23 protein-coding genes are annotated in these 26,481 nt (G+C 62.4%); 8 read left to right on the top strand and 15 right to left on the bottom strand.

What is annotated here, in order from left to right:
- Position 1: 1 nt before the first annotated feature.
- Both NCT05_RS02565 and queF read left to right on the top strand, forming a co-directional pair.
- Entirely contained in the window at positions 2 to 913 is a 912-nt protein-coding gene (locus NCT05_RS02565) for a 5'-nucleotidase (protein ID WP_008351638.1), read from the top strand.
- Positions 910 to 1,734: an NADPH-dependent 7-cyano-7-deazaguanine reductase QueF gene (queF, locus tag NCT05_RS02560; RefSeq protein ID WP_008351640.1), complete on the top strand. Its 825-nt coding sequence runs from the start codon at positions 910 to 912 to the stop codon at positions 1,732 to 1,734. Before NCT05_RS02565 ends, queF begins: the two co-directional genes overlap by 4 nt.
- Positions 1,735 to 1,790: 56 nt before the next feature.
- Here the strand turns inward: queF and NCT05_RS02555 are convergent, their stop codons facing one another.
- Genes NCT05_RS02555 through NCT05_RS02545 form a run of 3 tightly spaced genes read right to left on the bottom strand, consistent with a single transcriptional unit; the run spans position 1,791 to position 4,580 of the window.
- Positions 1,791 to 2,171: a RidA family protein gene (locus NCT05_RS02555; protein WP_008351642.1), complete on the bottom strand. Its 381-nt coding sequence runs from the start codon at positions 2,169 to 2,171 to the stop codon at positions 1,791 to 1,793.
- Between the two features lie 34 nt (positions 2,172 to 2,205).
- Positions 2,206 to 3,690, bottom strand: coding sequence for an N-acyl-D-amino-acid deacylase family protein (locus tag NCT05_RS02550; RefSeq protein ID WP_034470570.1), 1,485 nt, complete (start codon positions 3,688 to 3,690; stop codon positions 2,206 to 2,208).
- A gap of 2 nt (positions 3,691 to 3,692) precedes the next feature.
- Complete coding sequence (locus tag NCT05_RS02545; protein ID WP_250501699.1) at positions 3,693 to 4,580, bottom strand: MurR/RpiR family transcriptional regulator; 888 nt, start codon at positions 4,578 to 4,580, stop codon at positions 3,693 to 3,695.
- 134 nt (positions 4,581 to 4,714) lie between these two features.
- Here NCT05_RS02545 and NCT05_RS02540 point away from each other — a divergent pair, with 134 nt between their 5' ends.
- Positions 4,715 to 5,989, top strand: a complete 1,275-nt coding sequence (locus NCT05_RS02540) for an amino acid deaminase (RefSeq protein ID WP_008351648.1) — start codon at positions 4,715 to 4,717, stop codon at positions 5,987 to 5,989.
- On the opposite strand, the gene NCT05_RS02535 is transcribed toward NCT05_RS02540, so the two are convergent.
- Complete coding sequence (locus tag NCT05_RS02535) at positions 5,986 to 6,456, bottom strand: MarR family winged helix-turn-helix transcriptional regulator (protein ID WP_250501698.1); 471 nt, start codon at positions 6,454 to 6,456, stop codon at positions 5,986 to 5,988. The genes NCT05_RS02540 and NCT05_RS02535 overlap by 4 nt on opposite strands.
- A 12-nt stretch (positions 6,457 to 6,468) precedes the next feature.
- On the bottom strand, positions 6,469 to 8,064 hold the full coding sequence (locus NCT05_RS02530; protein WP_175979783.1) for an MFS transporter: 1,596 nt from the start codon (positions 8,062 to 8,064) through the stop codon (positions 6,469 to 6,471).
- Positions 8,065 to 8,169: 105 nt separating this feature from the next.
- On the opposite strand from NCT05_RS02530, the gene NCT05_RS02525 reads away from it, so the two are divergent.
- Positions 8,170 to 9,018, top strand: a complete 849-nt coding sequence (locus NCT05_RS02525) for an EcsC family protein (RefSeq protein ID WP_008351653.1) — start codon at positions 8,170 to 8,172, stop codon at positions 9,016 to 9,018.
- Here the strand turns inward: NCT05_RS02525 and NCT05_RS02520 are convergent.
- From NCT05_RS02520 to NCT05_RS02510, 3 genes are all read right to left on the bottom strand, one after another.
- Positions 8,988 to 9,932 carry an alpha/beta hydrolase gene (locus NCT05_RS02520; protein WP_250501697.1) on the bottom strand — a complete coding sequence of 315 codons (945 nt, stop codon included), beginning with the start codon at positions 9,930 to 9,932 and terminating at the stop codon, positions 8,988 to 8,990. The genes NCT05_RS02525 and NCT05_RS02520 overlap by 31 nt on opposite strands.
- A gap of 12 nt (positions 9,933 to 9,944) precedes the next feature.
- Positions 9,945 to 10,391 (bottom strand): CHRD domain-containing protein, encoded by a 447-nt coding sequence (locus NCT05_RS02515; protein WP_250433905.1) that lies wholly within the window; start codon positions 10,389 to 10,391, stop codon positions 9,945 to 9,947.
- Between the two features lie 180 nt (positions 10,392 to 10,571).
- Positions 10,572 to 11,735 carry a porin gene (locus NCT05_RS02510; protein WP_250501696.1) on the bottom strand — a complete coding sequence of 388 codons (1,164 nt, stop codon included), beginning with the start codon at positions 11,733 to 11,735 and terminating at the stop codon, positions 10,572 to 10,574.
- A gap of 440 nt (positions 11,736 to 12,175) precedes the next feature.
- Between NCT05_RS02510 and NCT05_RS02505 the strand changes: the two genes are divergently transcribed.
- A complete protein-coding gene (locus NCT05_RS02505) occupies positions 12,176 to 13,111 on the top strand; it encodes a LysR family transcriptional regulator (protein WP_008351657.1) in 936 nt (311 codons plus the stop codon).
- 12 nt (positions 13,112 to 13,123) lie between these two features.
- Here the strand turns inward: NCT05_RS02505 and NCT05_RS02500 are convergent, their stop codons facing one another.
- Positions 13,124 to 16,282, bottom strand: a complete 3,159-nt coding sequence (locus NCT05_RS02500) for an ATP-binding protein (protein WP_250501695.1) — start codon at positions 16,280 to 16,282, stop codon at positions 13,124 to 13,126.
- A 90-nt stretch (positions 16,283 to 16,372) separates the two neighbouring features.
- Here NCT05_RS02500 and NCT05_RS02495 point away from each other — a divergent pair, with 90 nt between their 5' ends.
- Positions 16,373 to 16,540, top strand: coding sequence for a hypothetical protein (locus NCT05_RS02495; protein ID WP_250433626.1), 168 nt, complete (start codon positions 16,373 to 16,375; stop codon positions 16,538 to 16,540).
- A 134-nt stretch (positions 16,541 to 16,674) separates the two neighbouring features.
- On the opposite strand, the gene NCT05_RS02490 is transcribed toward NCT05_RS02495, so the two are convergent.
- From NCT05_RS02490 to NCT05_RS02470, 5 genes are all read right to left on the bottom strand, one after another.
- Positions 16,675 to 17,325, bottom strand: a complete 651-nt coding sequence (locus NCT05_RS02490) for a response regulator (RefSeq protein ID WP_250501694.1) — start codon at positions 17,323 to 17,325, stop codon at positions 16,675 to 16,677.
- 59 nt (positions 17,326 to 17,384) lie between these two features.
- The gene (locus tag NCT05_RS02485) at positions 17,385 to 18,065 is read right to left on the bottom strand and encodes a response regulator (protein ID WP_033536541.1); all 681 of its coding nucleotides are present in this window, start codon (positions 18,063 to 18,065) and stop codon (positions 17,385 to 17,387) included.
- 126 nt (positions 18,066 to 18,191) lie between these two features.
- Positions 18,192 to 18,839, bottom strand: coding sequence for a response regulator (locus NCT05_RS02480; RefSeq protein ID WP_034470552.1), 648 nt, complete (start codon positions 18,837 to 18,839; stop codon positions 18,192 to 18,194).
- A 438-nt stretch (positions 18,840 to 19,277) separates the two neighbouring features.
- On the bottom strand, positions 19,278 to 19,808 hold the full coding sequence (locus NCT05_RS02475; RefSeq protein WP_008351662.1) for a single-stranded DNA-binding protein: 531 nt from the start codon (positions 19,806 to 19,808) through the stop codon (positions 19,278 to 19,280).
- A gap of 118 nt (positions 19,809 to 19,926) precedes the next feature.
- Positions 19,927 to 21,129, bottom strand: a complete 1,203-nt coding sequence (locus tag NCT05_RS02470) for an MFS transporter (RefSeq protein WP_250433623.1) — start codon at positions 21,127 to 21,129, stop codon at positions 19,927 to 19,929.
- Between the two features lie 342 nt (positions 21,130 to 21,471).
- Here NCT05_RS02470 and uvrA point away from each other — a divergent pair, with 342 nt between their 5' ends.
- A complete protein-coding gene (gene uvrA / locus NCT05_RS02465) occupies positions 21,472 to 24,345 on the top strand; it encodes an excinuclease ABC subunit UvrA (RefSeq protein WP_034470549.1) in 2,874 nt (957 codons plus the stop codon).
- A gap of 112 nt (positions 24,346 to 24,457) precedes the next feature.
- Positions 24,458 to 25,549, top strand: a complete 1,092-nt coding sequence (locus NCT05_RS02460) for an AI-2E family transporter (protein ID WP_250501693.1) — start codon at positions 24,458 to 24,460, stop codon at positions 25,547 to 25,549.
- 52 nt (positions 25,550 to 25,601) lie between these two features.
- Here the strand turns inward: NCT05_RS02460 and purU are convergent, their stop codons facing one another.
- Positions 25,602 to 26,471, bottom strand: coding sequence for a formyltetrahydrofolate deformylase (purU, locus tag NCT05_RS02455; protein WP_008351670.1), 870 nt, complete (start codon positions 26,469 to 26,471; stop codon positions 25,602 to 25,604).
- Between the last annotated feature and the right edge of the window lie 10 nt (positions 26,472 to 26,481).

Here is a 26,481-nt window from a genome sequence, read left to right as displayed (position 1 = left end):
AATGCCGAAGTTCACGCTCGAAGACAAGCTCGTCGTCGCGATTTCGTCGCGCGCGCTGTTCGATTTCGAGGAAGAGAACCGCGTCTTCGAGACCGGCGATCTCGCGCAATACGAAGCGCTGCAACGCTCGCGGCTCGACACGCCCGCGAAACCCGGCGTCGCGTTCGGGCTGATCCGCAAGCTGCTCGCGCTGAACGCGGATGAACAGCGCGTCGAAGTGGTGATCCTGTCGCGCAGCGATCCGATCAGCGGGCTGCGCGCGTTTCATTCGTGCCGCGAACACGGACTTGCGATCGAGCGCGGCGTGTTCACGCGCGGCCGTTCGCCGTTTGCGTATCTGAAACCCTTGCGGGCGTCGCTGTTTCTATCGGCGAATCCGGACGATGTGCGCGACGCGCTCGCCGCCGGTTTTCCCGCCGCGCGCGTGCTGCCGGAAACGCCGCGCGCCGCGAGCCGTTACGCGGACGAAATCCGCATCGCGTTCGATGGCGACGCCGTGCTCTTTTCCGACGAAGCCGAGCGCGTGTTTCAAAGCGATGGTTTGCATGCGTTCGTCGGGCATGAATTGGACAAACGCGAGTCGCCGCTGCCGGACGGTCCGCTTAAGCCGCTGCTCGCCGCCCTCAACAAATTGCAGCGCATCGCCGACGATCACGACGATCAGCCGATGCACATCCGCACGGCGCTCGTCACCGCGCGGTCCGCGCCGGCGCACGAGCGCGCGATCCGCACGCTGATGGCGTGGAACATCGAAATCGACGAAGCGATGTTTCTCGGCGGACTCGACAAGGGCGAATTCCTGCGCGAATTCGAGCCCGACTTTTTCTTCGACGATCAAATTCGCCACTGCGAATCGGCTCGCGTCGTCACCGCGACGGGGCACGTTCTCAGCGGCATAGCGAACGCATCATGACACCCGATCAATCTCCGCTCGGCAAGCCCGTCCATTACACCGAACAGTACGATGCGTCGCTGCTGTTTCCGATCGACCGCAAGCGCGCGCGCGATGCGATCGCCGTGCCCGCGCGTCTGCCGTTCTTCGGCACGGATATCTGGAACGCGTATGAGCTGTCGTGGCTGAACAAGCGCGGCAAGCCGCAGATCGCGGTCGCGACGTTCTTCGTGCCGGCGGATTCGCCGAACATCGTGGAATCGAAGTCGTTCAAGCTGTATCTCGGCTCGTTCGCGCAGACGCAATTCGATTCGATCGACGACGTGCGCGCGGCAATCAAGCGCGATGTGTCCGCCGTCTGCGGCGCGACCGTTTCGGTGCAACTCGCCGCGCCGGCCGATTTCGGCAAGCTCACGATGGAAGAGTTCGATGGTTTGTCGCTCGACCGACTCGATCTCGATTGCGATGTTTTCTCGCCGGATCCTTCGTTATTGAAGGCCGCGCACGATGAAGCGCCCGTCGACGAGACGTTGTTTTCGAACCTGTTGAAATCGAATTGCCCGGTTACGGGACAGCCGGACTGGGGCAGCGTCCAGATCCGCTATTACGGCGGGCAGATCGATCACGCGGGATTGCTGCGGTATATCGTGTCTTACCGCGAACATACGGGGTTTCATGAGCAATGCGTCGAGCGCATCTTCATGGACATCATGCGGGAGTGCAAACCGGAACGGCTCGCGGTGTATGCGCGTTATACGAGGCGCGGCGGGCTGGATATCAATCCGTTCAGAACGAATTTCAACTTGCCGATGCCGGATAATGCGCGGCTGGCGCGGCAGTGAATAACGACGCGGCTCTGCTTCACAGGCATCAGAGCCGCGATCGCATGTTCGCCTTCTTACGCCTTCTTATAAGCCACGCAATCCACCTCGACCTTGCAGTCGATCACCATCGACGACACCACGCAAGCCCGCGCCGGCGGATTCGCGCCGAAGTACTCCTTGAACACCTTGTTGAACGACGCGAAATCGCGCGGATCGTCCAGCCACACGCCGCAGCGCACGACGTGCTCGGTGCCGTAACCCGCCTCCTTCAGAATCGCGATGACGTTCTGAATCGCCTTGTGCGATTGCTCGACGATGCCGCCGTTGATCACTTCGCCATCTTCCATCGGCGTCTGGCCCGACACGAACAGCCAGCCATCGGCCTCGACCGCGCGTGCGAACGGCATATGCGCGCCGCCTTGTCCCTTGCCACCTTCCACGCCATAACGCTTCATCTTTCAGACTCCTTTTCCTGACTCGAATCAGTGCTCAAAACGCGCCGGCCGCATCCAGCTTGGATGCCGAACCGCGCGCCACGAAACGTCCCGCTCGCGCGCCGGTCACGGCCTGCTCGCGATACGTCAAAACGCCATTCACCCACACCGCGTCGATGCCGTCCGCCGCCTGCTGCGGATTCGCGAACGTCGCCGAATCGATCACGCGCTCCGGATCGAACACGACCAGATCCGCGTGATAGCCGACCTTCACTTCGCCGCGCTCCGCGATGCTGAAACGCCGCGCCGACAGGCTCGTCATCTTGCGCACGGCTTCTTCGAGCGTCAGCACGCCTTCGTCGCGCGCATAGTGGCCGAGCACGCGCGGAAACGCGCCCCACAAACGCGGATGCGGCAGCGGATCGTTCGGCAAGCCGTCCGAACCGACCATCGTCGCGGGATGCGAAAGAATGCGCCGCACGTCGTCTTCCGACATGTTGTGATACACCGCGCCCGCCGGCTGCAAGCGCTTCGCCGCTTCCTGCTGCGTCACCTTCCATTCGTCGGCGACTTCGCGGATCAGCTTGCCGGCCATCTCCGGATGCGGCGTCGACCAGGTGATCGTGATGTCGATATCGCCCGTCACCTGCTTCAAGTCCAGCGTCGATGAACTGCGGTTATACGGATAACAATCGCATCCGACCGGCTGCCCGTCGCGCGTCGCTTCGATCGACTTGAGCACTTCCGCGCTGCGTCCCCAGTTCGACGGCCCCGCGCACTTCAGATGCGAAATCACCACCGGCACGCGTGCATGACGCCCGACGCGATACGCCTCGTCCATCGCGTCGAGAATGGCGTCGAACTCGGTTCGCATGTGCGTCGTGTAGAGCGCGCCCGCTTTCGCGAGCGGCTCGGCGAGCGCCTGCACTTCCTCGGGCGGCGCGCTGAACGCCGAGCCATACGCCAATCCGCTCGACAATCCGAGCGCGCCGTTACCCAGCGCTTCTTCGAGCTGCGCGCGCATCGCGGCGACTTCATCGGCGGACGCGCCGCGATCCAGCCGGTCCATATGATTGTTGCGCAGCGCCGTATGGCCGATGAGCGCGCCGACATTCACCGTCGGGCGCGCGGCATTCACGGCATCGACGTAAGACGCGAAAGTCGGGTACGCGAACGCGGCGGCGTCACCGAGCAGGTTCATCGGATCGGGCGGATCGCCCTTCAGCGTCACCGGCGACGCGCTGATCCCGCAATTGCCGACGATCACCGTCGTCACGCCCTGCGTGATCTTCGGCATCATCTGCGGCGAGCGGATCACGTGCGTGTCGTCGTGCGTGTGGACGTCGATGAAACCGGGCGCGAGCACTTTGCCTTGCGCGTCGAACACGTCGTCGGCGGTCCAGTCCGCGAGACCGCCCGGCGCCTCGATCGCAACGATGCGTCCGTCGCGCACGGCGACATCGCGTTCGACGGCGGGCGCGCCCGTGCCGTCGATCACGCGCGCGCCGACGATCAGCGTGTCGGCCTTCAACGATTCCATGATCAGTCTCCCAAGGGTTGACGCTCGCCGCCGCCGCGATGCGAATCGAGCGCGTGCTTCATGCGGCGCAACAGTTCGCGGCTGTGATCGGCCTGCTTGACGGCCAGTTCGGTGACGAGCAAATCGAGCGCCATCATCATCGCGTAACGCGACGACGAGGGCTTGTAGATGAAATCCGTTTCGATCGCGATGACCGGAACCAGCCAGTCCGCGAGCGCGCCGAGCGGCGATGCGGGCGCGGTCAGCGCGATCACGCGCGCCCCGTACTGCTTCGCCAGCGCGCAGCTTTCGACGATCTCGGGCGTCTGCCCCGTCACCGAAAGCGCGACGACCACATGTTCCTTCGATAACGTCGACGCCACCATGCGCTGCAACAGCCCGTCCTGATACGACGCGACCGGCCGCCCGAGCCGCACGAGGCGAAAGCGCATTTCGTCGGCGAGCGCCGTGGAGCCGCCGCCCATGCCGAACACGTAGATCATCGACGCGGCCGCGAGCGCATCCGCGGCTTCGGCGATCGGCGCGGCGGCGAGCGCGCCCTGATTCTGCGCGAGCGTCGCCTGCACTTCCTCGAAGATGCGCGCGGCGAGCGAATCGGGCACGGCGTCCGCGTCGCGCCGGAAGAAACGCTGTCCGACGCCCGCCGCCTGCGCGAGCCGCAGCTTCAGTTCGCGCACGTCCTCGCAACCGACGGCTTTCGCGAAACGCGTCACCGTCGCGACGCTGACCTCGGCCTTGTCCGCCAGCGCGCCGATGCTCGCGCGCGACGCGCTCACGATGTCGTCGAGAATCAGCGCGGCGACCTTGCGCTCGGCCCCGCGCAACTCGGGCGCCCGCTCCGCGATGCGTGCGACGATGTCGAAACTGAGCGTGTCGGCGTGGCCGTTCATGGTTTACGATGAGCCCGTGTTACTAAATAACATTTCCTTCCCGGATGCTACTTTGGTTAACATGGCACCGTCAACCTTGACGCACATCGCACTGCGCGCAGGGTTTATTTAAACGGACGATGGAGTGGCAGCACATGAAAGTTACAAACTATCAGAACGCGACGATCGACCCGTTCGGCAAGGGCCTCGGCATGGTGCCCGGCACGGGCATCCAATTGAACGACGCGTCGCGCCTGCAATGGAATCTGCTCGAAGAGGACGTGAGCCTGCCCGCCGCCGTCCTCTATTCGGATCGCATCGAACACAATCTGAAGTGGATGCAGGATTTTGTCGGCGAATACGGTGTGAAGCTCGCGCCGCACGGCAAGACGACGATGGCGCCGCAACTTTTCCGCCGTCAGCTCGACACCGGCGCGTGGGGCATTACGCTCGCGACCGCGCATCAGGTGCGCGCGGCGTATCGCGGCGGCGTGCATCGCGTCCTGATGGCGAATCAGCTCGTCGGCAAACGCAACATGGGCATGATCGCCGAATTGCTCACGGACGCGAGTTTCGAGTTCTTCTGCCTCGTCGATTCAGCCGATGGCGTCGATCAGCTCGGCGAATTTTTCAGCTCGGTGCGCAAGAAGCTGAACGTGCTGATCGAACTCGGGGTGCCGGGCGGACGCACCGGCGTGCGCGATGACGCGCAGCGCGATGCCGTGCTCGCCGCGATCGCGCGCTGGAACGGCACGATCGAACTCGCGGGCATCGAGTTGTATGAAGGCGTGCTGCAGGACGAAACCAAGGTGCGCGAGTTTCTGAAGAGCGCGGTCGATGTCACGCGCAAGCTGATCGGCGAAGGCAAGATCGCGCGCAAGCCGGCGATTCTGTCGGGCGCGGGATCGGCGTGGTACGACGTCGTCGCCGACGAGTTCGCGAAGGCCAACAGCGATGCGATCGAGGTCGTCCTGCGGCCGGGCTGCTATCTGACGCACGACGTCGGCATCTACAAGAAAGCGCAGAACGAGATTTTCGCGCGCAATCCTATCGCGAAGAAGATGGGCCAAGGTCTGAAGCCGGCGCTGCAACTATGGGCGTACGTGCAGTCGATTCCGGAACCGGACCGCGCGATCATCGGTCTGGGCAAGCGCGATTCCGCGTTCGATGCGGGCATGCCGGAGCCGGCGAAGCATTATCGTCCGGGCAACGAAGCGCCGCGTGACGTATCGCCCGACGAAGGCTGGGAGATTTTCGGCCTGATGGATCAGCACGCGTACTTGCGCATCAAGCCGGGCGACGACGTGAAAGTCGGCGACATGATCGCGTTCGATATCTCGCATCCGTGCCTGACGTTCGACAAGTGGCGTCAGATTCTGGTCGTCGACCCGAAGTATCGCGTCACCGAAGTGATCGAAACGTTCTTCTAAGCCTTTTCTTCTAGCGCGGCCACCGATGCGGCATTCGCGGCCGCCACTTCCTGAAGGCGTCCCTCGAACATGTGCAGCGCGCTCGACAAGGCCTCGATGGCCTCGTCGGGCAGCGAAGCCATCGTGTCGTGAAGGAACGCATTGCGTCGCGGCAAACCATCTTCCGCGATGGCGCGTCCTTGCGCCGTCAGCGCGACATTCGACACGCGATTGTCGCGTGCATCGACGCTGCGCACGATCCAGCCGAGTCCTTCCAGCGTCTTTAGCTGACGCGTCAGCGCGCCCGGGTCGACTTTCAGATGCTCGACGAGCCGCTTCTGCGACAGCACGCCCGCGTGCTCGTGCAACGCGAGCAGAATGCGCCAGCGTGGCATCGGCTGGCCGACGGCCGTCTCGAACGCCGACATGAACGCGCGATATGTGCGCCCGAATTGCTGCACCACGGCGATACGGTCCTGTTCATTCATGCTCTTTCTCTATCATTCGGCGAGGATGACCGGCTCTTGCGGCCCTTTCAGTCGCACCGGCGGAACGCGGCGCGACTGCCACAACGACACCACCGCGATCACCGCCGCGAGCGCGAGACCAATGTGGATCGCGGCGACGAGCGCTTCGCGCGCGGCTTCGAGCAGCATCGCGCCGTTATGCCCCGCCGCGCTCAGTTGCGCAAGCAGCGTCTCCTGACCTTCGCGATTGATGAGGATTTGCGGATCGGAGAGATCAGCGGCCCAATGCATCGCGTGATCTTTTTCCAGCGCGAGATTCACGCCGCTCGCATAGAGATGCGCGACGAGCGTGCCGGTGAGCGCGGTGCCGATCATCCCGCCGATCATGCGCAGCGACTGCAAAAGCGCCGTCGCGATGCCCAGATGCGCGCGGCCCGCGGTCTGTTGCGCGAACACGGTGAGATTCGGCATGACGAAGCCGAGGCCGAGTCCGCCGAGCAGCATGACGACGAGCAGCAGCGAACGCGGCATGTTGTGCGTCGCGACGACGGTGCCGAGACACGACACCGCGAGCAGCGCGAAACCGACGTACAGCATCAGATTGGCGTTCTTCAGGCGCGTGACGATGCGCCCGTTCACGATGCTGCCGATCGTGATGAACACGACGAGCGGCGTAATCATCATGCCCGCGTCCTTCGGCGACATGCCGAAGCCGCCCTGGAACAGCAGCGGCGCATAGAAGAGCAGCGAGAACATCGTGAAACCGCCGAGAATCGCGAGCGTGAAGAGCGCGGCGAGCGCCTTGTTGCGAAACATGTCGATGGGCAGGATCGCGTAATCGCAGCGCATTTCCCACTTCCACAGCGCGAAGCCGGCGGCGACGCTCATCGCGAGCAGCGCGACGGATTCCGCGCCGAAGCCGTGTTTCGGCAGCATTTCGACGAACAATTGCAGCGCGCCGAGCGCCACCGCGATCAGCGCGGCGCCCGGCCAGTCGAGGCGCATCTTGCCTTCATGCGCGACGTGCCGCAGATGCGGCAGGAAGCGCCACACGAAAAAGAGCGACACGATGCCCACCGGCAGATTGACGTAGAAGACCGAACGCCAGCCGTAATACTGCGTGAGGAAGCCGCCGAGCGACGGCCCGACCGCGTTCGCGATGCCGAACGCGGAACTCATCAGCACTTGCCAGCGCAGGCGCACGACGTTATCGGGGAAAAGATCGGCGATGCACGCGAACGCCGTGCCGACGAGCATCCCGCCGCCGATGCCTTGCAAGCCGCGCGCGAGCACGAGGAACATCATGCTGTTGGCGAGCCCGCACAGCACGGAGGCGACGGTGAACACGACGATCGACGCGATCACGAACGGCTTGCGGCCGTAGTAATCGCCGAGGCGTCCGAAAATTGGCACGGTGATGACGGAAGTCAGAAGATACGACGTGGCGACCCACGCGTAGAGATCGAAGCCTTTAAGCTCCGCGACGATCGTCGGCAGCGCGGTGCCGACCACAGTCTGATCGAGCGCGACGAGCATCGTGACGAACGAAACGCCCAGCATCGCCATGAGGGATTCGCGAAAAGGCAGCACCTGCCCGCTGGAATGATGCGCGGCTGTATGAACGGCCATCTTTGTAAGCGCAATGATTGACTAGTCAACGGAAATGGAATCATAGCACGGGCGCGCACTCTAATTCTGCGTGTCAACTTACCTTTTCCCGGATAGAACCCTCGCATGGAACCGACGCCGATCATCACCTCGCCGCTTACGACCGAAGATTTCGCGGCCCTTGCCCGCGCGAAGGAATTGCTGGAAAGCCCGTCGCTGACGATGAAGCTGGCGAGTGTCGTCGGCGCGCCCATCGAAAAGCTGATGGGCCGCTTGCCGGCCGCCGCGCAGGAAAAAGTCGACGACGCGACGCAGCTCGCGCTGAAGAAATGCCTTCAGGTCGCGCTGCGCACGCTCGGCAAGAGCGCGCCCTCCGATTCGCTACTCGCGCCGCCGCCCGACAAGCCGCACAACCTGATGCACAAACTCGCCGTCGCGACGACCGGCGCGGCGGGCGGCGCATTCGGACTGTTCGCGTTGCCTGTCGAGTTGCCCGTCACGACGACGCTGATGTTCCGCTCGATCTGCGATATCGCGCGCAGCGAAGGCGAGGACGTGCATCGAGTCGAGGCGCAATTGCAATGCATGATGGTGCTCGGAATGGGCGGCACCAAAACCGACGACGACAACGCCGATCTCGGCTATTTCATCGTGCGCGGCGCGCTTGCGCAGTCGGTCTCGCGCGCGACAAACGAGATCGCTGCCAAGGGTCTGAGCAGTCACGGATCGACGGCGCTGCTCAAGTTCCTGCAGACGGTCGCATCGCGGTTTTCGGTGCAGGTCAGCGAGCAGGTCGCGGCGAAGTCGATTCCGGCGATCGGCGCGGTGCTCGGCGCGATGGTCAACACCGTGTTCATCGACCATTTCCAGCAGATGGCGCATGGGCACTTCACCGTGCGCAGACTCGAGCGTCGATACGGCGCGTCGGCGGTCGAGCGCGCGTATCAGACGATCGAGGTCATGGGCGGGCGATGAGCATTCGTCGCCGCCGCCGTCGATTCGATGAATGCGGCGGCGTGCGCGAGCGCTTCGCGCGCCTCGGGCATGAACGGCGCCCAGATCTGGAAGATGTGCGGCACGCCGCGCCAGATTTCCATTTCGACGCGCACGCCCGCCGCGCGCGCTTTGGCTGCGACGCGGGTGGCGTCGTCGAGGAGCAATTCCGTATCGCCGGCCTGGACGAAGAGCGGCGGCAAGCCTTCGTAATCCCCGAAAACGGGCGACGCGTAAGGATTGCGCGCGTCCGCCGCGCCGAGATATTGCTCGGCCACTTTGGGAAACGCCGACGCGTGATACATCGGATCGCGGCCGTCGTTGGTTCGCATCGACTCGCCGCTGCACGTCAGATCCGTCCACGGTGAAAACAGCACGGCTGCGGCCGGAAGCGGATCGCCTGCGCCGCGCAGCGAGAGAAGCGTCGCGAGCGCGAGGCCGCCGCCCGCGGAATCGCCCGCGATGACGATCGATTGCGCCGGCACCCCGTTTTCGAGCAACCGACGATAGGCCGCGACGCTATCGTCGAGCGCCGCTGGAAAGCGATGTTCCGGCGCAAGACGATAATCAAGCGAGAAAACGCTGGCATTCGCGCGGGTCGCCAATCCGAACGTAATCGCTCGATGACTGCGGGGCGAGCAAAAGTAATAACCGCCGCCGTGCAGATAAAGAATCGTTGCGCGCGGCGTTGTCGGCGGGATGAGCCATTCGCCGCGCAGCGGTGCATCGCCGATTGTCTCGCGGATGTCGAGCCGCCATCCTTTCGGCACGCGCGGCGACCAGAGCCGGCGCGACGCGTAGTCGCGCGCGAGTTCGACGTCGAGCGTGGGATGCGCGCTGTGCGGACGCACGCGTTTCGCTACGACCCAGCACGCGAAGGCGCTTTGCCAACTCATCGTCGCCGAGCGTCAATCGACAGGCACCACCTGACCGCGTATCTCGCCGGTCGGGTTCTCCTGCGTGTGAATATTGAAATACCACTGACCCGCCATGAGATCGGTGACTTGCGGGTCCGTCAGCGTCGCTTGTCCTTTCATCGGGCTCGCGAGCGCTTTCTTGTCGACGGGCACTTGCACCTTCGCGTTCTGCCCGACCGGCGCGGGGCCGTGGAAATGCGCCATCGTCACCGGACCCGATAGCTCCGCATAAGTCGCGGTCCAAGTCAGCACTTTGGTGTCGGTGTCGAAAGTGGCGTCGAGGATGCCGTGGCCTTTGCTCACGCGCGGCGGAACTTCGCTCGAAGGCTGGAGGTTCGCTTTTAGCGCGACGGAGTCGGCGTGAGCGGGGCTCGCGGCGAGCGTCGCGAGCAGCAGAATGGGTATCCAGCGGACATGTGGTCGGCATGTCGAGATCATCATTGCTCTCCTGGTCGCGGTCAGTGCGCGTTTTGCTGGTAGGACCGCATCGCCATGGTAGATCAATTCAAATGCGTGACGCATTTCTCTTCGGTGAAAGCGGGCGCGCCAATGCGAAAAGGGCGCCTCGCGGCGCCCTTCTCTAGCTAGCTACAACAGCTTGGTACTGCTCAAACCGCTTTAGAAGCGGTGACGGATACCCGTCGTCAGGAGAACCTGACGGCTGCTCGAGGAAGCGTCGCCTGCGCCGCTGATAGCAGCGCGCGGGTACACGCCGTCTCCACCGCCGCTCGCGATCTGCACAACGCCTTCAGCATAGATGTCGGTGCGCTTGGACAATGCATAGTCCGTCTGCAAACCGAACTGGTGACGGCGAACGCGCCTGGACTCCTCCAGCGGAACTTCGGTCTTGGCGTACGTGAAGGTGTAAGCCGCACCAACCGACAGTGCCGGGCTAAGTGCGTAGCGGCCGTTGATCTCGTAGTTATTGGTAATCGACGAAGAATCAAGCGCGGCGTTGCTATTGTTGTCGAGGCGGATCTGCGTCCAAACCAGACCGAACGTCATAGCACCGGTCGTGAAACTACCGCCCGCACCGAACGTACGCACGCGTGCTGTGTCTTGATCGGCCGGAGTGAACAGCGTTACCGGAACCTCCGTGATCGCGCCGACGTTGTTCGAGTTGTAACCGTTCGCTTGCGTATATGCCGCGCCGAACTTGAACGGACCATTCGCATAGCCCGCACCGAGGCTGTATGCACGGTTCGCGGCGAAGCTGCCCGCGGTGTTCGAGAAGCCGTATGCGCCAGCGAACGACAGGCCGGAATAGTTCGCACTCACGAACTTGATGGAGTTGTTAATGCGGAAAGCGTTACCGTCCAGATTGTCCAGATCGCCCGGGTGCGCGAAGTACGTGCCGCCCCACGAGCCGGTCGCGCTCAACGGGCCGAGATAGTCAGCAACAGCGTCGTTCTGACGACCGAGCGTCAGAGTACCCGCTTGCGCCATCGACAGACCGACGTAAGCCTGACGGCCGAACTGGCGACCATCGCTGGTGCCGTTCGCGATGTTGAAACCGTTTTCCAACGTGAAGACGGCTTTCATGCCACCGCCGAGGTCTTCAGCGCCGCGCAAGCCCCAACGGCTGTTCTGCAGATTGCCGCTGGTCACGCCCCACGCGCTTGCCTTTTCGTAGCCTGCGCCGAACGGAGCTTGCACGTTGTTGACGTACGTCAGGCCCGCATCGACCAGACCATACAGCGTGACGCTGCTTTGCGCGCTTGCAGCAGTTGCGAACGAACCGGCCAGAGCGGCAACGGCCGTTACGATCAGAGTCTTTTTCATGTGTATTCCTTTGAGTCTTGAGACTCGATGGGTTGCTTCAGGCCAAACGCCTGTCGAGTTCGGACTCCCGTCTTCGCTCGTCTTGTTCAGCACCGATATTCGGCACGGCAAAGTTTATTGCCCGCTATTTTTGAGAAACCGCCAAAGGAATCACAAAAACCTTTTCGAATAATTCGAAAAGTTCAATTTCGGGATGGGTTAACGCTTAGGCCGCATGGACTTACGCGTCATCCGATTAGCGCCGTGCGAACGCGCCTATGGACACGAGTTGCGTTCATGCCACAGTGGTCGCATTGAGACATTCGTCTCCGATCAGAACACTCCGATTCCCCAGCATGTCATCGCGCTCTAACATCGCGCACGCGAGGCCGCGCTTTAGACGCCGGCATTTATCGGCATACTCGAAGCGTTCGAAATGCGCTTCTCACATCGATCGCTCAATGAATCAACTCCAGGCGATGCGCGTCTTCCTGAAAGTGGCGGAAACCGAATCGTTCGGCCGTGCCGCCAACGCGCTCGATCTATCCAACGCCGTGATAACGCGCTACGTCTCGTTGCTCGAGGCGCATCTCAACACGCGCTTGCTGAACCGCACGACGCGCAGCGTGTCGCTAACCGAGGCCGGTCGCGCCTATGCGGACGGCTGCCGTGCAGTGATCGAACAGATCGAGACGATCGAAGCGTCAGTGGGGAACAGTTCGGTCGACCCTTCGGGCACGCTCAAGCTCGTCGCGTCGGCATCATTCTCATTGCTCGGACTCACGCCAATGCTGCGCGGATTTCGCGAGCGATACCCGAACGTGAAGTTGCGCTTGACGCTGCTGCATCGTCCGGTCGATCTCGTCGCGGAGGGCTTCGACGTCGGCATCGTCGTGCCGCATCTCGTGAACAGCGGCATGCTGATCAACCGCCCGTTGGTGAGAGTCGCGGCGGTGCTCGTCGCCGCACCGGCTTATCTGGCGCAACGCCGCGCGCCCGTCGGGCCGGCATCGCTGGCGTCACATGAGTTTCTCGCGCCGTCTTCGGATATCCATGGATCGACGTGGTCCTTCATCGGACCGTCGGGAGAGACGGAAAGCGTCGAACTCGATCCGGCATACAGCGTGAACAGTTCGCACATGCTGCGGCAGGCGGCGCTTTCCGGAATGGGAATCGCGGTGCTCCCGGAGAGCTACGTGGCGCAGGATATCGAGGTGGGTTCGCTCGTGCGACTGCTGCCCGGCCATACGCTCAAGGACGCTGACAAGGAAGTGTCCATCGTCTACCCCGGACGCCGGCACGTTTCGGCCAAGACACGCGCGTTCGTCGATTTCGCGCTCGCCTATTTCCGCGATGGCGAACTCGCCGATGCGAGTCCCTGCACACCTACGGAATAAGAAAGCGCCCGGTTAGAGAATTGCGGCGCCTTGCGCGTGGATACGGTCCACGAGCTGCTCGCATCGCGCGATCAACGCAAGTCCCTCGCGACGGCGCACGTCGCGCGATTTCACATGCAGATCGCGACGAAACTCCTCCAGCGCGCCGAGCAGCGGCCGATACTGCAACACGCTCGCCGCCCCGACGACGCGATGATGCCAGTCCCGCAGATCATCGACCGTGCCGCGATCGAGCAATTGCCGAAGCGCCACGAGATCCTCGCGGAACGACGACACGAACGCATCGAGCAACGCCTTGACGGTCGCTTCGCTGCCCCATAGTTGCGCCATGGCGCTCAGATCGAGTTCGTCATCGTCGCGGGCCGGCACATCGGTTCCCTGAGCGGAATGTGTAACGGCTTCGGGCGCAGGATTATTCGTGATCCACCATCGGTTCAGATGCTCCCGCAAGGTAGCGAGCCGGGTCGGCTTCACGAGACAGTGGTCCATGCCCGCCTCACGGCACTTGCGCAATTCGTCGGGCGCCGTGCTCGCCGTGACGCCGAGGATCGGCAAGCGACGCGACGCGCCGGCTTCATCCGAACGGATGCGTCGAGCCAGTTCGTAGCCCGTCATGTTCGGCATGTGACAATCGGTAATCAGGAATCCGTATCGGGTGTCAGCGAGGGCAGCGTATGCCTCGGCGCCGTCGTGCACGACATCGCACGCGAAACCCAGCAGGGTAAGCTGATTTCGGATCAGCTCCTGATTCACCGGATGATCTTCGGCGACGAGCACGAGCCTGCCGCTGCGCAGCGCGTCTTCCCGGTCGGGCGCCACCATCTTCGCTTCGTGCGAATGCGTGACGCCCGATGCGACCTGCGGCATGCCTGTCAATGCGGCGACGCAGGCCGCGCCGAGGCCGTGCCATGAAATCGGATTGACGCTCACGCGGATGTCGTCTTCGAGAATGCGGTATCCCGTCGGCTTCGGCTTTTCGGTTACGTGGATCACACGCGAAGCGGATGGCGAAGCGTGCTTGTGCGTATCGCTCAGAAAGACGATCTCGATGTCTTCGAGCAACTCGTGTTCTGATCGCGCGAGTTCGTCGGGCGTGTAGCGCAGCAATTGCAGACCAAGCGCCTCGCCATAGTGCACGAGGGCCGCCGCGACGCGATCGTCGTCGATCGCCACGATGCCTCGCTTGCCGCGCAATCCGTCGATCTGATAATGCAAGGTCTCGACGGGCATCGTGAGACGAACGGTCATTGCCGTGCCGACGCCCAGCGCGCTTTCAAGGCTCATCGCGCCGCCCATCAGCGCGACGAGACGATTGCAGATCGTCAGGCCGAGCCCGGTGCCGCCGAAGCGCCGCGTCGTGGAGGTTTCAGCTTGCACGAACGGCTCGAAGAGGCTTCGCTGCGCGTCCGGAGCGATCCCGATGCCCGTGTCTTTCACGCACAGTTCGATCACCTGCGCCGACTCGGTGTGCTCGACCGCGCGAACGTGCAGCGCGACATCGCCCTTGATCGTGAACTTGATCGCGTTGCTCATAAGATTGAAGAGAACCTGCCTGAGCCGCACGCTGTCGCCCCTGACCGCCGCGGCCACTTCGGGCGCCACGTCGACGCGCACGCGCAGGCCCTTTTCGTGCGCTCTTGCGGCGAGCAGGCCCACCGCACTATCGACGAGTTCGCGCAAATCGATCGGCGTGGACTCGATCGTCAGCCTGCCGGCCTCGATCTTCGAATAGTCGAGGAGATCGTCGAGAATCTGCAGGAGCGCGCTCGCCGAATCCTGAATCATGCCGAGCATTTGCGACTGGTCGGGGTTCAGACGCGTATTTTCGAGCACTTCGACGAGCCCGAGCACGCCGTTCATCGGCGTACGGATTTCATGACTCATCATCGCGAGGAAGTCGTCCTTCGCGCGCGATGCGGCTTCGGCGGCGTCGCGCGCGCGGGCGAGTTCGTCGGCGCGGGCGTGCTCGACACTCGCGTCGGCCCAATAGCCGCTCCAGACCACGGCGCCGTCGTCTTCGCGGTGCGCGACGAGATCCGCGCGAATCCAGCGGTGCACGCCTTCCACCGTCGAACGAAACTCGGTGTGCAGCGGCTCGAGTGTCCGCGCCGAAGTTTCGATTTCCGCGAGAAGCCGGGCGCTGTCTTCGTCGTGGACGTGCGTCAGCGCGTGAATCGGATCGTCGGCCAGAGCGGCGACGTCCAGACCGAGCAACTGACGCGTATCGCCATCGATATAAGGAAGGCTGTACGTGCCGTCGCTCGCGCGGCGCAACTGGAACACGACCGCCGGCAGCGATCGCGTCACGTCGTGAAGACGCCGCTCGGTTTGCCGCGCGCGCGTTTCGGCGTCGCGAATATCGGTGATGTCGATCATCGTGCCGACGACGCCCGCTCGCTCCCCGTTCGACGCATTGAACGCGCCCGTCCAGAAAAGCCCGCAGCGCGAGTGATTGCTGTTGTCGGCAAATTCCGCTTCGACTTCCTGACGTTGACCCGTTTTGAGCGTCGTGCTGGTCAACTCGTGAAGCACGCGGCTGTGCGCGTCTCCCCACGCCGTGACTTCGACGCTCGTGCGTCCGAGAACGTCTCCGCGTCGAACGCCGAGCGCTTCTTCGAAGGCACGATTCACCGCGATGTAGCGATTCTGCATGTCCTTCGCGACGAGGGGATACGGCACCACCTCCATCATGGTCTGCTGGAAACTGAGTTGCGTAGCCAGACGCTGCTCGGTCTCCATGCGCCGTCCCATTTCCTGCTGCAATCGGACGAAAGCGCGCAGCGTCACGAACAAGACGGCTGCGATGCCGATGAGCGCAGGCAGCAAGCGCAACGCGGAGATATGCGTGGTCGCGGATGCCGCCTGCCTGGCGACGGCTTGCGTCTCGGCTTGCCTGAACGCCCGCTTGATCAACAGGTCGAGCGGCTGCAACTCGGAATGCATCGCGTAGTTCAAGGTTCCGGGCGGGCTCGGTGCGACGATCATTTCGATTTCGCCGCGTTGAAACGCCGATGCGGCCGTGGGCCAGTCGTTGAATCGCTTCGGCTCGAACGTGACGCCGAGGGACTGCTCGATTTTGGCGAGCGCGACTTCCGGCGGCTGAAGCGGCTGATCCGGACGACCGCGTGACGCTTCTATCAAGCCGACGGCGATCGGATTCAGCGTGCGCAAATAACCGCGCTCGGGCTCATCGAGTTGGACGCTGGCCGTTGCGTCGTTTGTATTTTTTCGAAGTCCAGAAGTCGGCTGGGAAGCGTAGGCATGCGGGTCGGCCGCATTGCCGAACGATGGCGCGATCAGGCTGAAAAGGAGCAAACAACGCGCGAACAGAAATCTCAATTCGAATCCTTCGGATGCGGGCCGGCGCGGCAAGGACCGTTGCTGCGCCGTCTGAGCAAGATCTCGATGACGCCGATTCACGGCTTTTGACCGCTACGAGTCGCCGCGCTTCGTGCTTGCCTGTCGAGTGCAAATGTCTTGAGTCTGAGCCGCTGCGTATCAGGATCGAATCAGAACCGTCCCAATTTGCTCCTAAACCGGGCATCGGCGACGGCTACACCACTTCAGACCAGGCCGACTTGCTGAAAGTAGGCGACCAGCTCCTCCTCGCTATCGAGTCCCAGCTTGCGCATGCCGGCACGCTTCTGCGTCGCGATCGTCTTGCGGCTTCGTCCGAAGTGCTCAGCGATCTCATGGACCAGAAGACCGCGAGCGTAGAGCTGGAAAACCTCCCATTCGCGTCGGCTCAGTACGCCCACGCGCGCCGGCGATGTCGCAGGCAAATGGCGCACGGCCGCCTCCACGGTTGGGGAGAGGAAACAGCCGCCGGCTTCAGTGACGGGTATCGCGTCGTGCAGGCATTCGAGTCCGTCGCGCTTGTCGATCACGCCGTCTACGCCCAGCTGAACGAGCCCGGCCAGCATTCGCGTTTGGCAGATCATCGTGAGCACGATGATCCTCGGCCGCTTTTCCTGCCAGGTCAGACGCCTGAGAAAGGTGATCGAGCTGCTTTCCCCGTCGATACCGCGCATACCGATGTCGGAGAAGATGAAGTCACACGGCGTGGTATCGATTGCTTCGGCAAGTTCCAGCGTGTCGCACGCGGTGGCGACCACGCGCACCGCGCCATCTCGCTCGAGCAGGGTTTGAATACCCTTGATGACGACCGGATGGTCATCCGCAACGATGGCGCGTTTCGGCGTTCTTGTTCTCATTCTGTTATGCGTTCTTGCTGGCCTCAGGGCTTGCGCGGCGTGCGCGCTATGCGATGCGTCTAGATCAAGCCACTGTCCGCGATAAATCGATACAAATCCGCGTCTGTCGATAAATCGAGCTTTCGCATGGCCGCGCATTTTTGGGCGCTGATCGTCTTCACGCTGCGATCGAGTTCCTTCGCGATCTCGGTGACATTCGCGCCGCGTGCATAGCGCTCGATCACTTCCAGTTCGCGGCTCGTGAGCCGCTGACGAATGAAACGCGCGTGGCTTTCGGAATCCGCGAGCGCGAGCGTGCGGCGTATTGCGGGCCCAAGATAGGTTTCATTGGCGATGACCGAAACAATCGCGACGTAGATCAGTTCGAGCCGGTCTTCCTTGCTTAGAAACGCGTGGGCTCCCGCTTCCAGCGCCTGCTTGACGAGCGCGGCGTCGCCACTGCGCGACATGACGACGATCCTGACCTCCGGATACTGGTTCGCCACATGCTGAATCAGCTCGACGCCGTCGCCGTAACGTCCGCCCGGCATGAAATAGTCGATGACGACGACGTCGCACTCGCCGCGAGCAAGCGACTCTTCGAGTTGGGTCGAATTAGCGTGACGACTTACCACCTCTACATTGGGAAAATTCCCAGCGAGTCGCTCGACGGCGAGGATGACGAGAGGATGATCATCCGCTATTGCGAGCCTTATCCGTTTAGCGTGCGAGAACACCTGGTTCCCGTTCCAGAACTCCATTGCCTCAAACCCCTTCTAGTCCTGCGGACCAGAATTCACATCCAAAAAAAGAGAAGGTCGATCATCCGGCATCGAAAAATTTAGATACATAAGATGCATCCGAAACCATTTCAGTGCGCCAAAAACTCATCCTAATCCGCGTGCGCGCACAAACGCGAATAACCCGGGATCGTTTCTTACGCCTAGCTTATTCATCGCATCACGTTTCTGACGGCTGATCGTGCGAACATCGCGATCGAGTTCTTTTGCTATTTCGGTAATCGAATGGCCTTTGGCAAACAGGCGGACGACTTCGATCTCTCGCACGGACAGGCGCGGCTCCTCCGGCGAAAATTCGGTCTCCGTGCCCGCTTCCGCAAGCGCCGCGACAAACGAGGCGCTCACGAAACGGCGTCCGACGCTCGCATGCCGCACGGCCGTCACCACGAGTTCGATGGGTTCGGCCTTGTTAACGAGGCTCATCGCGCCGGCATTCAGGATGGAGCGCAAAATCGCGACGTTGCTCACGCTTGTGAGCACGACGATGCAGAGGTCGGGGAAATCCTGGCGTACCTTGCGAATGAGACGGAGACCGTCATTTGCATCCGCTCCCGGCTCGGGCATGGCGAAGTCCGTGACCAGCACATCGCACGGCTTGACCGCGAGTTCTGCCAACAAAGTGCTCGCATTATTTGCCTCGCCGACGACCTCTAATCCGTCTGCGGCGGCGAAGATGGCCTTCATCCCAAGGAGAACGAAAGGATGATCGTCAGCCAGTACTATTCGAAGCTTCAAGAGGCCCCCGGTTATTCTTGGTCTCGGTGAAAATGCTTGTGGGCTGCAACGGCGCGCAACGGATTAATCCACGCGGCACGATTAAGCACGGCTTTCCGATTCGCGTTTACCAGAAACACATAAACCGCAAACCTTCAAAAACCTCAATTAGATGACGACAAGCAAATAAAGACTGCGTTTATTTTCTCGGATAATCGCCTCAAAAATAGAATGTGACCAATTTGCAGGCCATAGGATAAATCCGATTAGACTGCGGAATAGTTGGCGTGCACTTGATGGCGTACGAGCGCGACTATCAGGCGCCGAGCGCTGAATAGGCTCCGGCGCGAGCAATCGATCACACCGCAATCAGGAAGCGCCTCGCCGACTCAAAAAAAATGGGCCTCGGCTGATTCAGCCAGAGGCCCATCTTCCGATGCGCGAATTGTCGGTGATTCTTTAGAACGGGATATCGTCGTCCATGTCGTCGAAGCCGCCGCCTGCCGGCGCGCTCGGGCGGCTGGAACCGCCGCCTGCTGAGCCGCCGCTCGCACGACCGCCCGCGGGCGCGCGTCCGCCGCCGCCGCCACCGCCGCCCGAACGATCCATCGGCGCGCTGCGGCTGTAGCCGCCATCATCGCCGGCACCGGCGCCGCCGCGACCGCCGAGCATCTGCATCTGATCCGCGACGATTTCGGTCGAATAGCGCTCCTGGCCCGATTGATCGGTCCATTTGCGCGTGCGAATACGCCCTTCGATGTAAACCGACGACCCCTTCTTCAGATATTCGTTGACGATTTCGGCGAGCCGGCCGAAGAACGCCACGCGATGCCACTCCGTGAGTTCCTTGAATTCGCCGGAGGCCTTGTCCTTGTAGCGGTCCGTCGTCGCGAGACGAATATTGGCCACGGCGTCGCCGCTCGGGAGGTAGCGGGTTTCCGGGTCGGCGCCCAGATTGCCCACGAGAATGACCTTGTTGACTGATGCCATGATTTCTCCGGTAGATTCCTTGCTAACTGTCAGCCGAAAGATGCGATTGGACCGATCTCGTCTTCAGACGTGGATTCGGTTGCACCCTGTCGGCTCGATTCGATGATTCCAATTTCTCTCAGGCCGCGCGCTCTGTTCTGCGCGGTGGCGGCTTCATCCATGCAGCGACGAGGAGCCACGCCAACACCAGCGCCGAACACGCGAAGAAAACCGCGCTCGGCCCGTCGAGCTTCAGCAGCCAGCCGCCGATCACCCCGCCGAGGGCAAGGCCGATCGACTGCGTCGTGTTGTACACGCCCGCCGCCGCGCCCTTTCTCGTGCCCGGCGCAAGCTTCGACACCAGAGACGGCTGCGACGCCTCCAGCACGTTGAAGCCGAGAAAGTACACGAACAGAATGGCTGCCACGGACCACAGCGTATGGGGAGCCGCGCCCAATAACAACTGGCCGATCAGGATAAGCCCGATCGCACTCAGCATCACGCTCTTCATTTTTCCACGTTTCTCGGCGGCGATGATGGCCGGCACCATGAGCACGAACGCGAGCGCCATCACGGGCAGGTAAATCTTCCAGTGCGATGCGACCGGCAACCCGCCGTCCACCAGAATGCGCGGCACGACGAGGAAAAGCGCGGTCTGCGTCGCGTGGAGCACGAGCACGCCGAAGTTCAAGCGCAACAACTCGACGTTGTGCAGCACTTCCGCGAACGGCGCCTTGACGTGAACCGGATGCGCGGGCGGATCGGGCACGATCCAGAACACCACGCCCACCGCGAGGATCGACAGGACGCCGATCACCGTGAAAAGCCCGCTCATGCCGACCCAGTGGAACACGATCGGCGCGCCGACGATCGCCACCGCGAACGACACGCCGATGCTGCCGCCGACCATCGCCATCGCCTTCGTGCGGTTTTCCTCGTGCGTGAGATCGGCAATGAACGCGATCACCGCAGACGAAACGGCGCCCATGCCCTGGATCACGCGCCCGGCGATGATCCACGTCATCGAATGCCCGGCGGCCGCGACGAAGCTGCCCACCGCGAAGACGAGCAAGCCGAACGCGATGACCGGCTTGCGCCCGAGCTTGTCGGAAATCCAGCCGTAGAAGATGTAGAGCATCGACTGCGTGACGCCGTAGGCGCCAAGCGCAATGCCGACGAGCAGCACGTTGTCGCCGCCGGGGATGGTTTTCGCGTACACCGAAAACACCGGCATGATCATGAAAAGACCGAGCATGCGCAGCGCGAAGATGGCAGCGAGCGACACGGTCGCGCGCAACTCCGGCGCAGACAGACGTGTGGACGTGGCAGACGGATTGGACATCAGAAACGGGAAAAGGATGAGGGTCGCGTCTGGCCTGGCCTGCGGCGCAGCCAGGCGCGGCCGCCTTGTTCTTGCTCGAAACGGCACTATATGGAATCGCACGGCTAAAAGCGCGCCGCTCGATGCGTCGGCGCTCTCCCGTACTTGGCCGGCAAGCCCCCGCGCCGGCCGATCGACGCGCATCCGGCCCTTGGGCTCGGGCGCTGCGCCCTTTAAAAGTCGTTATAGTAGCAGGTTTGGCCCCCTCTCTTTCCGCCCGGCAATGGCTTCGTGGCCCGTCCGGACAGATGAAAGCGCCGCTGAAAACATCCGAAAGCACCCGAAAAACGCCGGAACGAACTCGTGGAAGAAATTCGTATTCGTGGGGCTCGCACCCACAATCTGAAGAACGTCAATCTCGACTTGCCTCGCCATAAGTTGATCGTGATCACGGGGCTGTCGGGGTCGGGCAAGTCGTCGCTCGCGTTCGACACGCTCTATGCGGAAGGCCAGCGCCGTTACGTGGAAAGCCTCTCGGCGTATGCGCGGCAATTTTTGCAGCTGATGGAAAAGCCGGACGTCGATCTGATCGAAGGTTTGTCGCCGGCCATTTCGATCGAGCAGAAGGCCACGTCGCACAATCCACGCTCGACGGTCGGCACCGTCACTGAAATTCACGATTACCTGCGTCTTTTGTACGCGCGCGTCGGCACGCCGTATTGCCCGGATCATCTGATTCCGCTGGAGGCGCAAAGCGTCTCGCAAATGGTCGACGCCGCACTCGCGCTGCCTGAAGAAACCAAGCTGATGATCCTCGCGCCGGTCGTCGCGGATCGGAAGGGCGAGCACGTCGAGCTGTTCGAGGAAATGCAGGCGCAGGGTTTCATCCGCTTTCGCATCCGCTCTGGCGGCGGCACGGCGAACGAAGGCGTCGCGAAAATCTACGAAGTCGATTCGCTGCCGAAGCTCAAGAAGAACGACAAGCACACGATCGACGTCGTGATCGATCGTCTCAAAGTGCGGCCGGACATGAAGCAGCGCCTCGCGGAATCGTTCGAAACCGCGCTGCGTCTCGCCGACGGCCGCGCGATCGCGCTCGAAATGGACACCGAAAAGGAGAAGCTCTTCAGCTCGAAATTCGCGTGTCCGATCTGCTCGTATTCGCTGCCGGAACTGGAGCCGCGTCTTTTCTCGTTCAATAATCCGATGGGCGCGTGCCCGGAATGCGACGGTCTCGGACAGATCACGTTCTTCGATCCGAAGCGCGTGGTCGCGCATCCGTCGCTGTCGCTCGCGGCGGGCGCGGTAAAGGGCTGGGACCGGCGCAATCAGTTCTATTTCCAGATGCTGCAGAGCCTCGCGGCATTCTACGAATTCGAAATCGACGCGCCGTTCGAGGATCTGCCCGAGAAAGTGCGCAAGATTCTTCTGTACGGCTCGGGCAAGCAGGCGATTCCGTTTTCGTACATTAACGAGCGCGGGCGCGCGTCGGTCCGCGAGCATGCGTTCGAAGGCATCATCCCGAATCTGGAGCGGCGCTATCGCGAGACCGATTCGGCGGCGGTGCGCGAAGAACTCGCGAAATACCAGAACAATCAGCCGTGCCCGGCGTGCGAAGGCACGCGTCTGCGGCGCGAAGCGCGCTTCGTGAAAGTCGGCGCAGAAGAACAGGCGCGCGGCATCTATGAAATCAGCGGCTGGCCGCTACGCGATGCGCTCGGCTATTTCCAGACGCTGCGTCTGGAGGGCGCGAAGGGCGAAATCGCCGACAAGGTCATCAAGGAAATCGTCGCGCGGCTCTCGTTTCTGAACAACGTCGGGCTGGATTATCTGTCGCTGGAACGCAGCGCGGAGACGCTTTCCGGCGGCGAGGCGCAGCGCATCCGGCTCGCGTCGCAGATCGGCTCCGGCCTTACGGGCGTGATGTACGTGCTCGACGAGCCGTCGATCGGCCTGCATCAGCGCGACAACGACCGGCTGATCGACACGCTCAAGCATCTGCGCGATATCGGCAATTCGGTGATCGTCGTCGAGCACGATGAGGATATGATCCGCATGGCCGATTACGTCGTCGACATGGGACCGGGCGCGGGCGAGCACGGCGGCGTGATCGTCGCGCAAGGCACGCCGGTGCAGGTGCAAAAGGACGCGAATTCCATTACCGGGCAGTATCTGTCCGGCAAGCGCACGATCAGCTATCCCGCCGAGCGCACCGCGCCGGACGAGCGCATGCTGCGCATCGTCGAGGCGTACGGCAACAATCTGAAGCGCGTGACGCTCGATTTGCCGGTCGGACTTCTGACCTGCGTGACGGGAGTGTCCGGCTCGGGCAAGTCGACGCTCATCAACGACACGCTGCAGCACGCGGTCGCGCAGCATCTGTACGGCTCGGCGACGGAGCCCGCACCGTACGAGTCGATCGAAGGTCTCGAACACTTCGACAAAGTGATCGCCGTCGATCAGTCGCCGATCGGCCGCACGCCGCGCAGCAATCCGGCCACTTACACCGGACTGTTCACGCCCATTCGCGAACTGTTCGCAGGCGTGCCGGCGGCGAAGGAGCGCGGCTACGACCCCGGCCGCTTCTCGTTCAACGTGAAGGGCGGCCGTTGCGAAGCCTGTCAGGGCGACGGCGTTCTGAAGGTAGAAATGCACTTTTTGCCGGATGTCTACGTGCCCTGCGACGTGTGTCACGGCAAGCGCTACAACCGCGAGACGCTGGAAGTCCAGTACAAGGGCAAGAACATCAGCGAAGTGCTGGACCTGACGGTCGAGGCCGCGCACGAGTTCTTCAAGGCGGTGCCGGTGGTGGCGCGCAAGCTGAAAACGCTGCTCGACGTCGGTCTCGGCTATATCCGGCTCGGCCAGTCCGCGACGACGCTATCGGGCGGCGAGGCCCAGCGCGTCAAGCTTTCGCTGGAACTGAGCAAGCGCGATACCGGTCGGACGCTATATATCCTCGACGAGCCGACGACCGGTTTGCACTTCCACGACATCGCGCTTTTGCTCGAAGTGATTCATCGATTGCGCGATCAGGGTAATACTGTCGTAATCATCGAGCATAATCTCGACGTAATCAAAACCGCCGACTGGGTCATCGATCTCGGTCCGGAAGGCGGCGCCGGCGGCGGGCAGATCATCGCCCAGGGGACGCCGGAGCAGGTTGCGAAGTCGAAGGCGAGCTTTACCGGCAGATATCTGGCACCCTTGTTGCAACGAGCCAAATCGGCGGCCTGATTCACGGCGCCGGTCTGGCTGCCGAAGCGCTGTCAGCCGGACCGTCGAAATGCGCCGCGCGCGCCGCGGCACGAATAACCGTCGTACGCAGCAGGGGAAAAGGAACGCAGTCATGGCGAAGCGCAACGAAGCGGCCAACGAGGAAGCGCGTGTACGGGACCTGCCCACGCGCCACGTCAGGCTGACGAGCGACATGAGCTTGCCGAAGCTGTCGGCGGTGGAGATCGGCAGCTACGTCCTTGCGCTGCTGGCGCTGTATCTCACGCTCAGGCTGCAATTGCTCGGCGGCCTGCTCGCCGGCATGCTGGTTTTTCAGCTTACGCACATGATCGCGCCGCTGATCGAGCGGCATGTGGTCAGCCGGGGCGCGCGTCTCATCGCGGTCGGGCTGATTTCGGCGATCATCGTCGGCGGGCTGACGGGCGCGACCATCGCCACCATCGAACATTTCGAGCGCGACTTCCCGAGCGTCCAGAAATTGCTCGATCAGCTGATGAGCATCACGTCGAGCGCGCGGCTGTCCGTGCCCGACTGGTTCGCGAATTACCTGCCCGTGGACACCGTGCAGATGAAGGACAAAGCCACCGAGCTGATGCACAAGCACGCCGAGATGCTCCAGCAAGGCGGCAAGGAGATGGCGCGCGGCTTCGGTCATATCGTAATCGGCATGATCGTCGGCGCGATTATCGCGGTGAGCGCGCCGCGGGCGACGCACCATCGGCTGCCGCTGTCCACCGCGCTCGTCGCGCGCGTGTCGCGCTTCTCCGATGCCTTCCGCCGCATCGTGTTCGCGCAAATCAAGATTTCAGCGATCAACGCAGTCTTCACCGCGCTGTATCTTCTCGTCGCACTGCCGCTCTTTCACGAACGGCTGCCGCTTTCGAAAACGCTCGTGCTCGTCACGTTCATCGTCGGGCTGCTGCCGGTGATCGGCAATCTCATTTCGAACACGATCATCGTCGGCATTTCGCTGTCGGTGTCGTTCGGCACGGCGGTCGCGTCGCTCGCGTTCCTGATCCTGATCCACAAGCTCGAATACTTCCTGAACGCGCGCATCATCGGCGGGCAGATCGAGGCGCGCGCGTGGGAACTGCTACTCGCGATGCTCGCAATGGAAGCCGCGTTCGGCATTCCCGGCGTCATCGCCGCGCCGATTTTCTACGGATATATCAAGCGCGAGCTGATTTATCTGCGGCTCGTTTGAGCGTAAAAAAGCCCGCCTGAACCGGCGGGCTTTGTCTTTCCGAAAGCGCGATCTAGCGGAACACGACCGTCTTGTGTCCGTTGAGCAGAATGCGATGCTCGGCATGCCACTTCACCGCGCGCGCGAGCGTCACGCATTCGACGTCGCGGCCGATCGCCGTCAGTTGATCCGGCGTCATGTTGTGATCGACGCGCTCCACTTCCTGCTCGATGATCGGGCCTTCGTCGAGATCGGACGTGACGTAGTGCGCGGTCGCGCCGATCAGCTTCACGCCGCGATCGAACGCCTGATAGTACGGCTTCGCGCCCTTGAAGCTCGGCAGGAACGAGTGATGAATGTTGATCGCGCGTCCCGACAGCTTCGCGCACAAATCCGGCGACAGAATCTGCATGTAGCGCGCGAGCACGACGAGATCGGTGTCGTGCTGATCGACGATTTCCATCACGCGCGCTTCCTGCGCGGCCTTCGCTTCGGACGTCGCGTTGAGCAGCGGAAGATGATGGAACGGGATGTCATAGCTCGCCGCGAGCTGATAAAAATCCTTGTGATTCGAGATGATCGCCGGAATCTCGATCTGCAATTGCCCGGTGCGATAGCGGAACAGCAGATCGTTCAGGCAATGGCCAATCTTCGACACCATGATGACGACGCGCGGCTTGACCGATGCGTCGTGCAGTTCCCAGCGCATGCCGAATTCATCGGCGAGATCGCTGAACGACTTGCGCAGCGCGTCGAGGCCCGGATCGCCGCCGACTTGCTGGAAATGCACGCGCATGAAGAACTCGCCGGTGCGGCTGTCGCCGAACTGCGCGGAATCGAGGATATTGGCGCCGAGATTGAACAGGAAGCCCGACACGGCATGCACGATTCCCGGCCGGTCCGGGCACGACAACTTCAGATAAAAACTATGTTCGGTCGACATGACCTTTCCT

Origin of the sequence: Caballeronia sp. AZ7_KS35, from assembly GCF_023631045.1 — a bacterium.
Classification (GTDB): Bacteria; Pseudomonadota; Gammaproteobacteria; order Burkholderiales; family Burkholderiaceae; genus Caballeronia; species Caballeronia zhejiangensis.
This window is presented reverse-complemented; position numbering and strand designations above follow the sequence as displayed.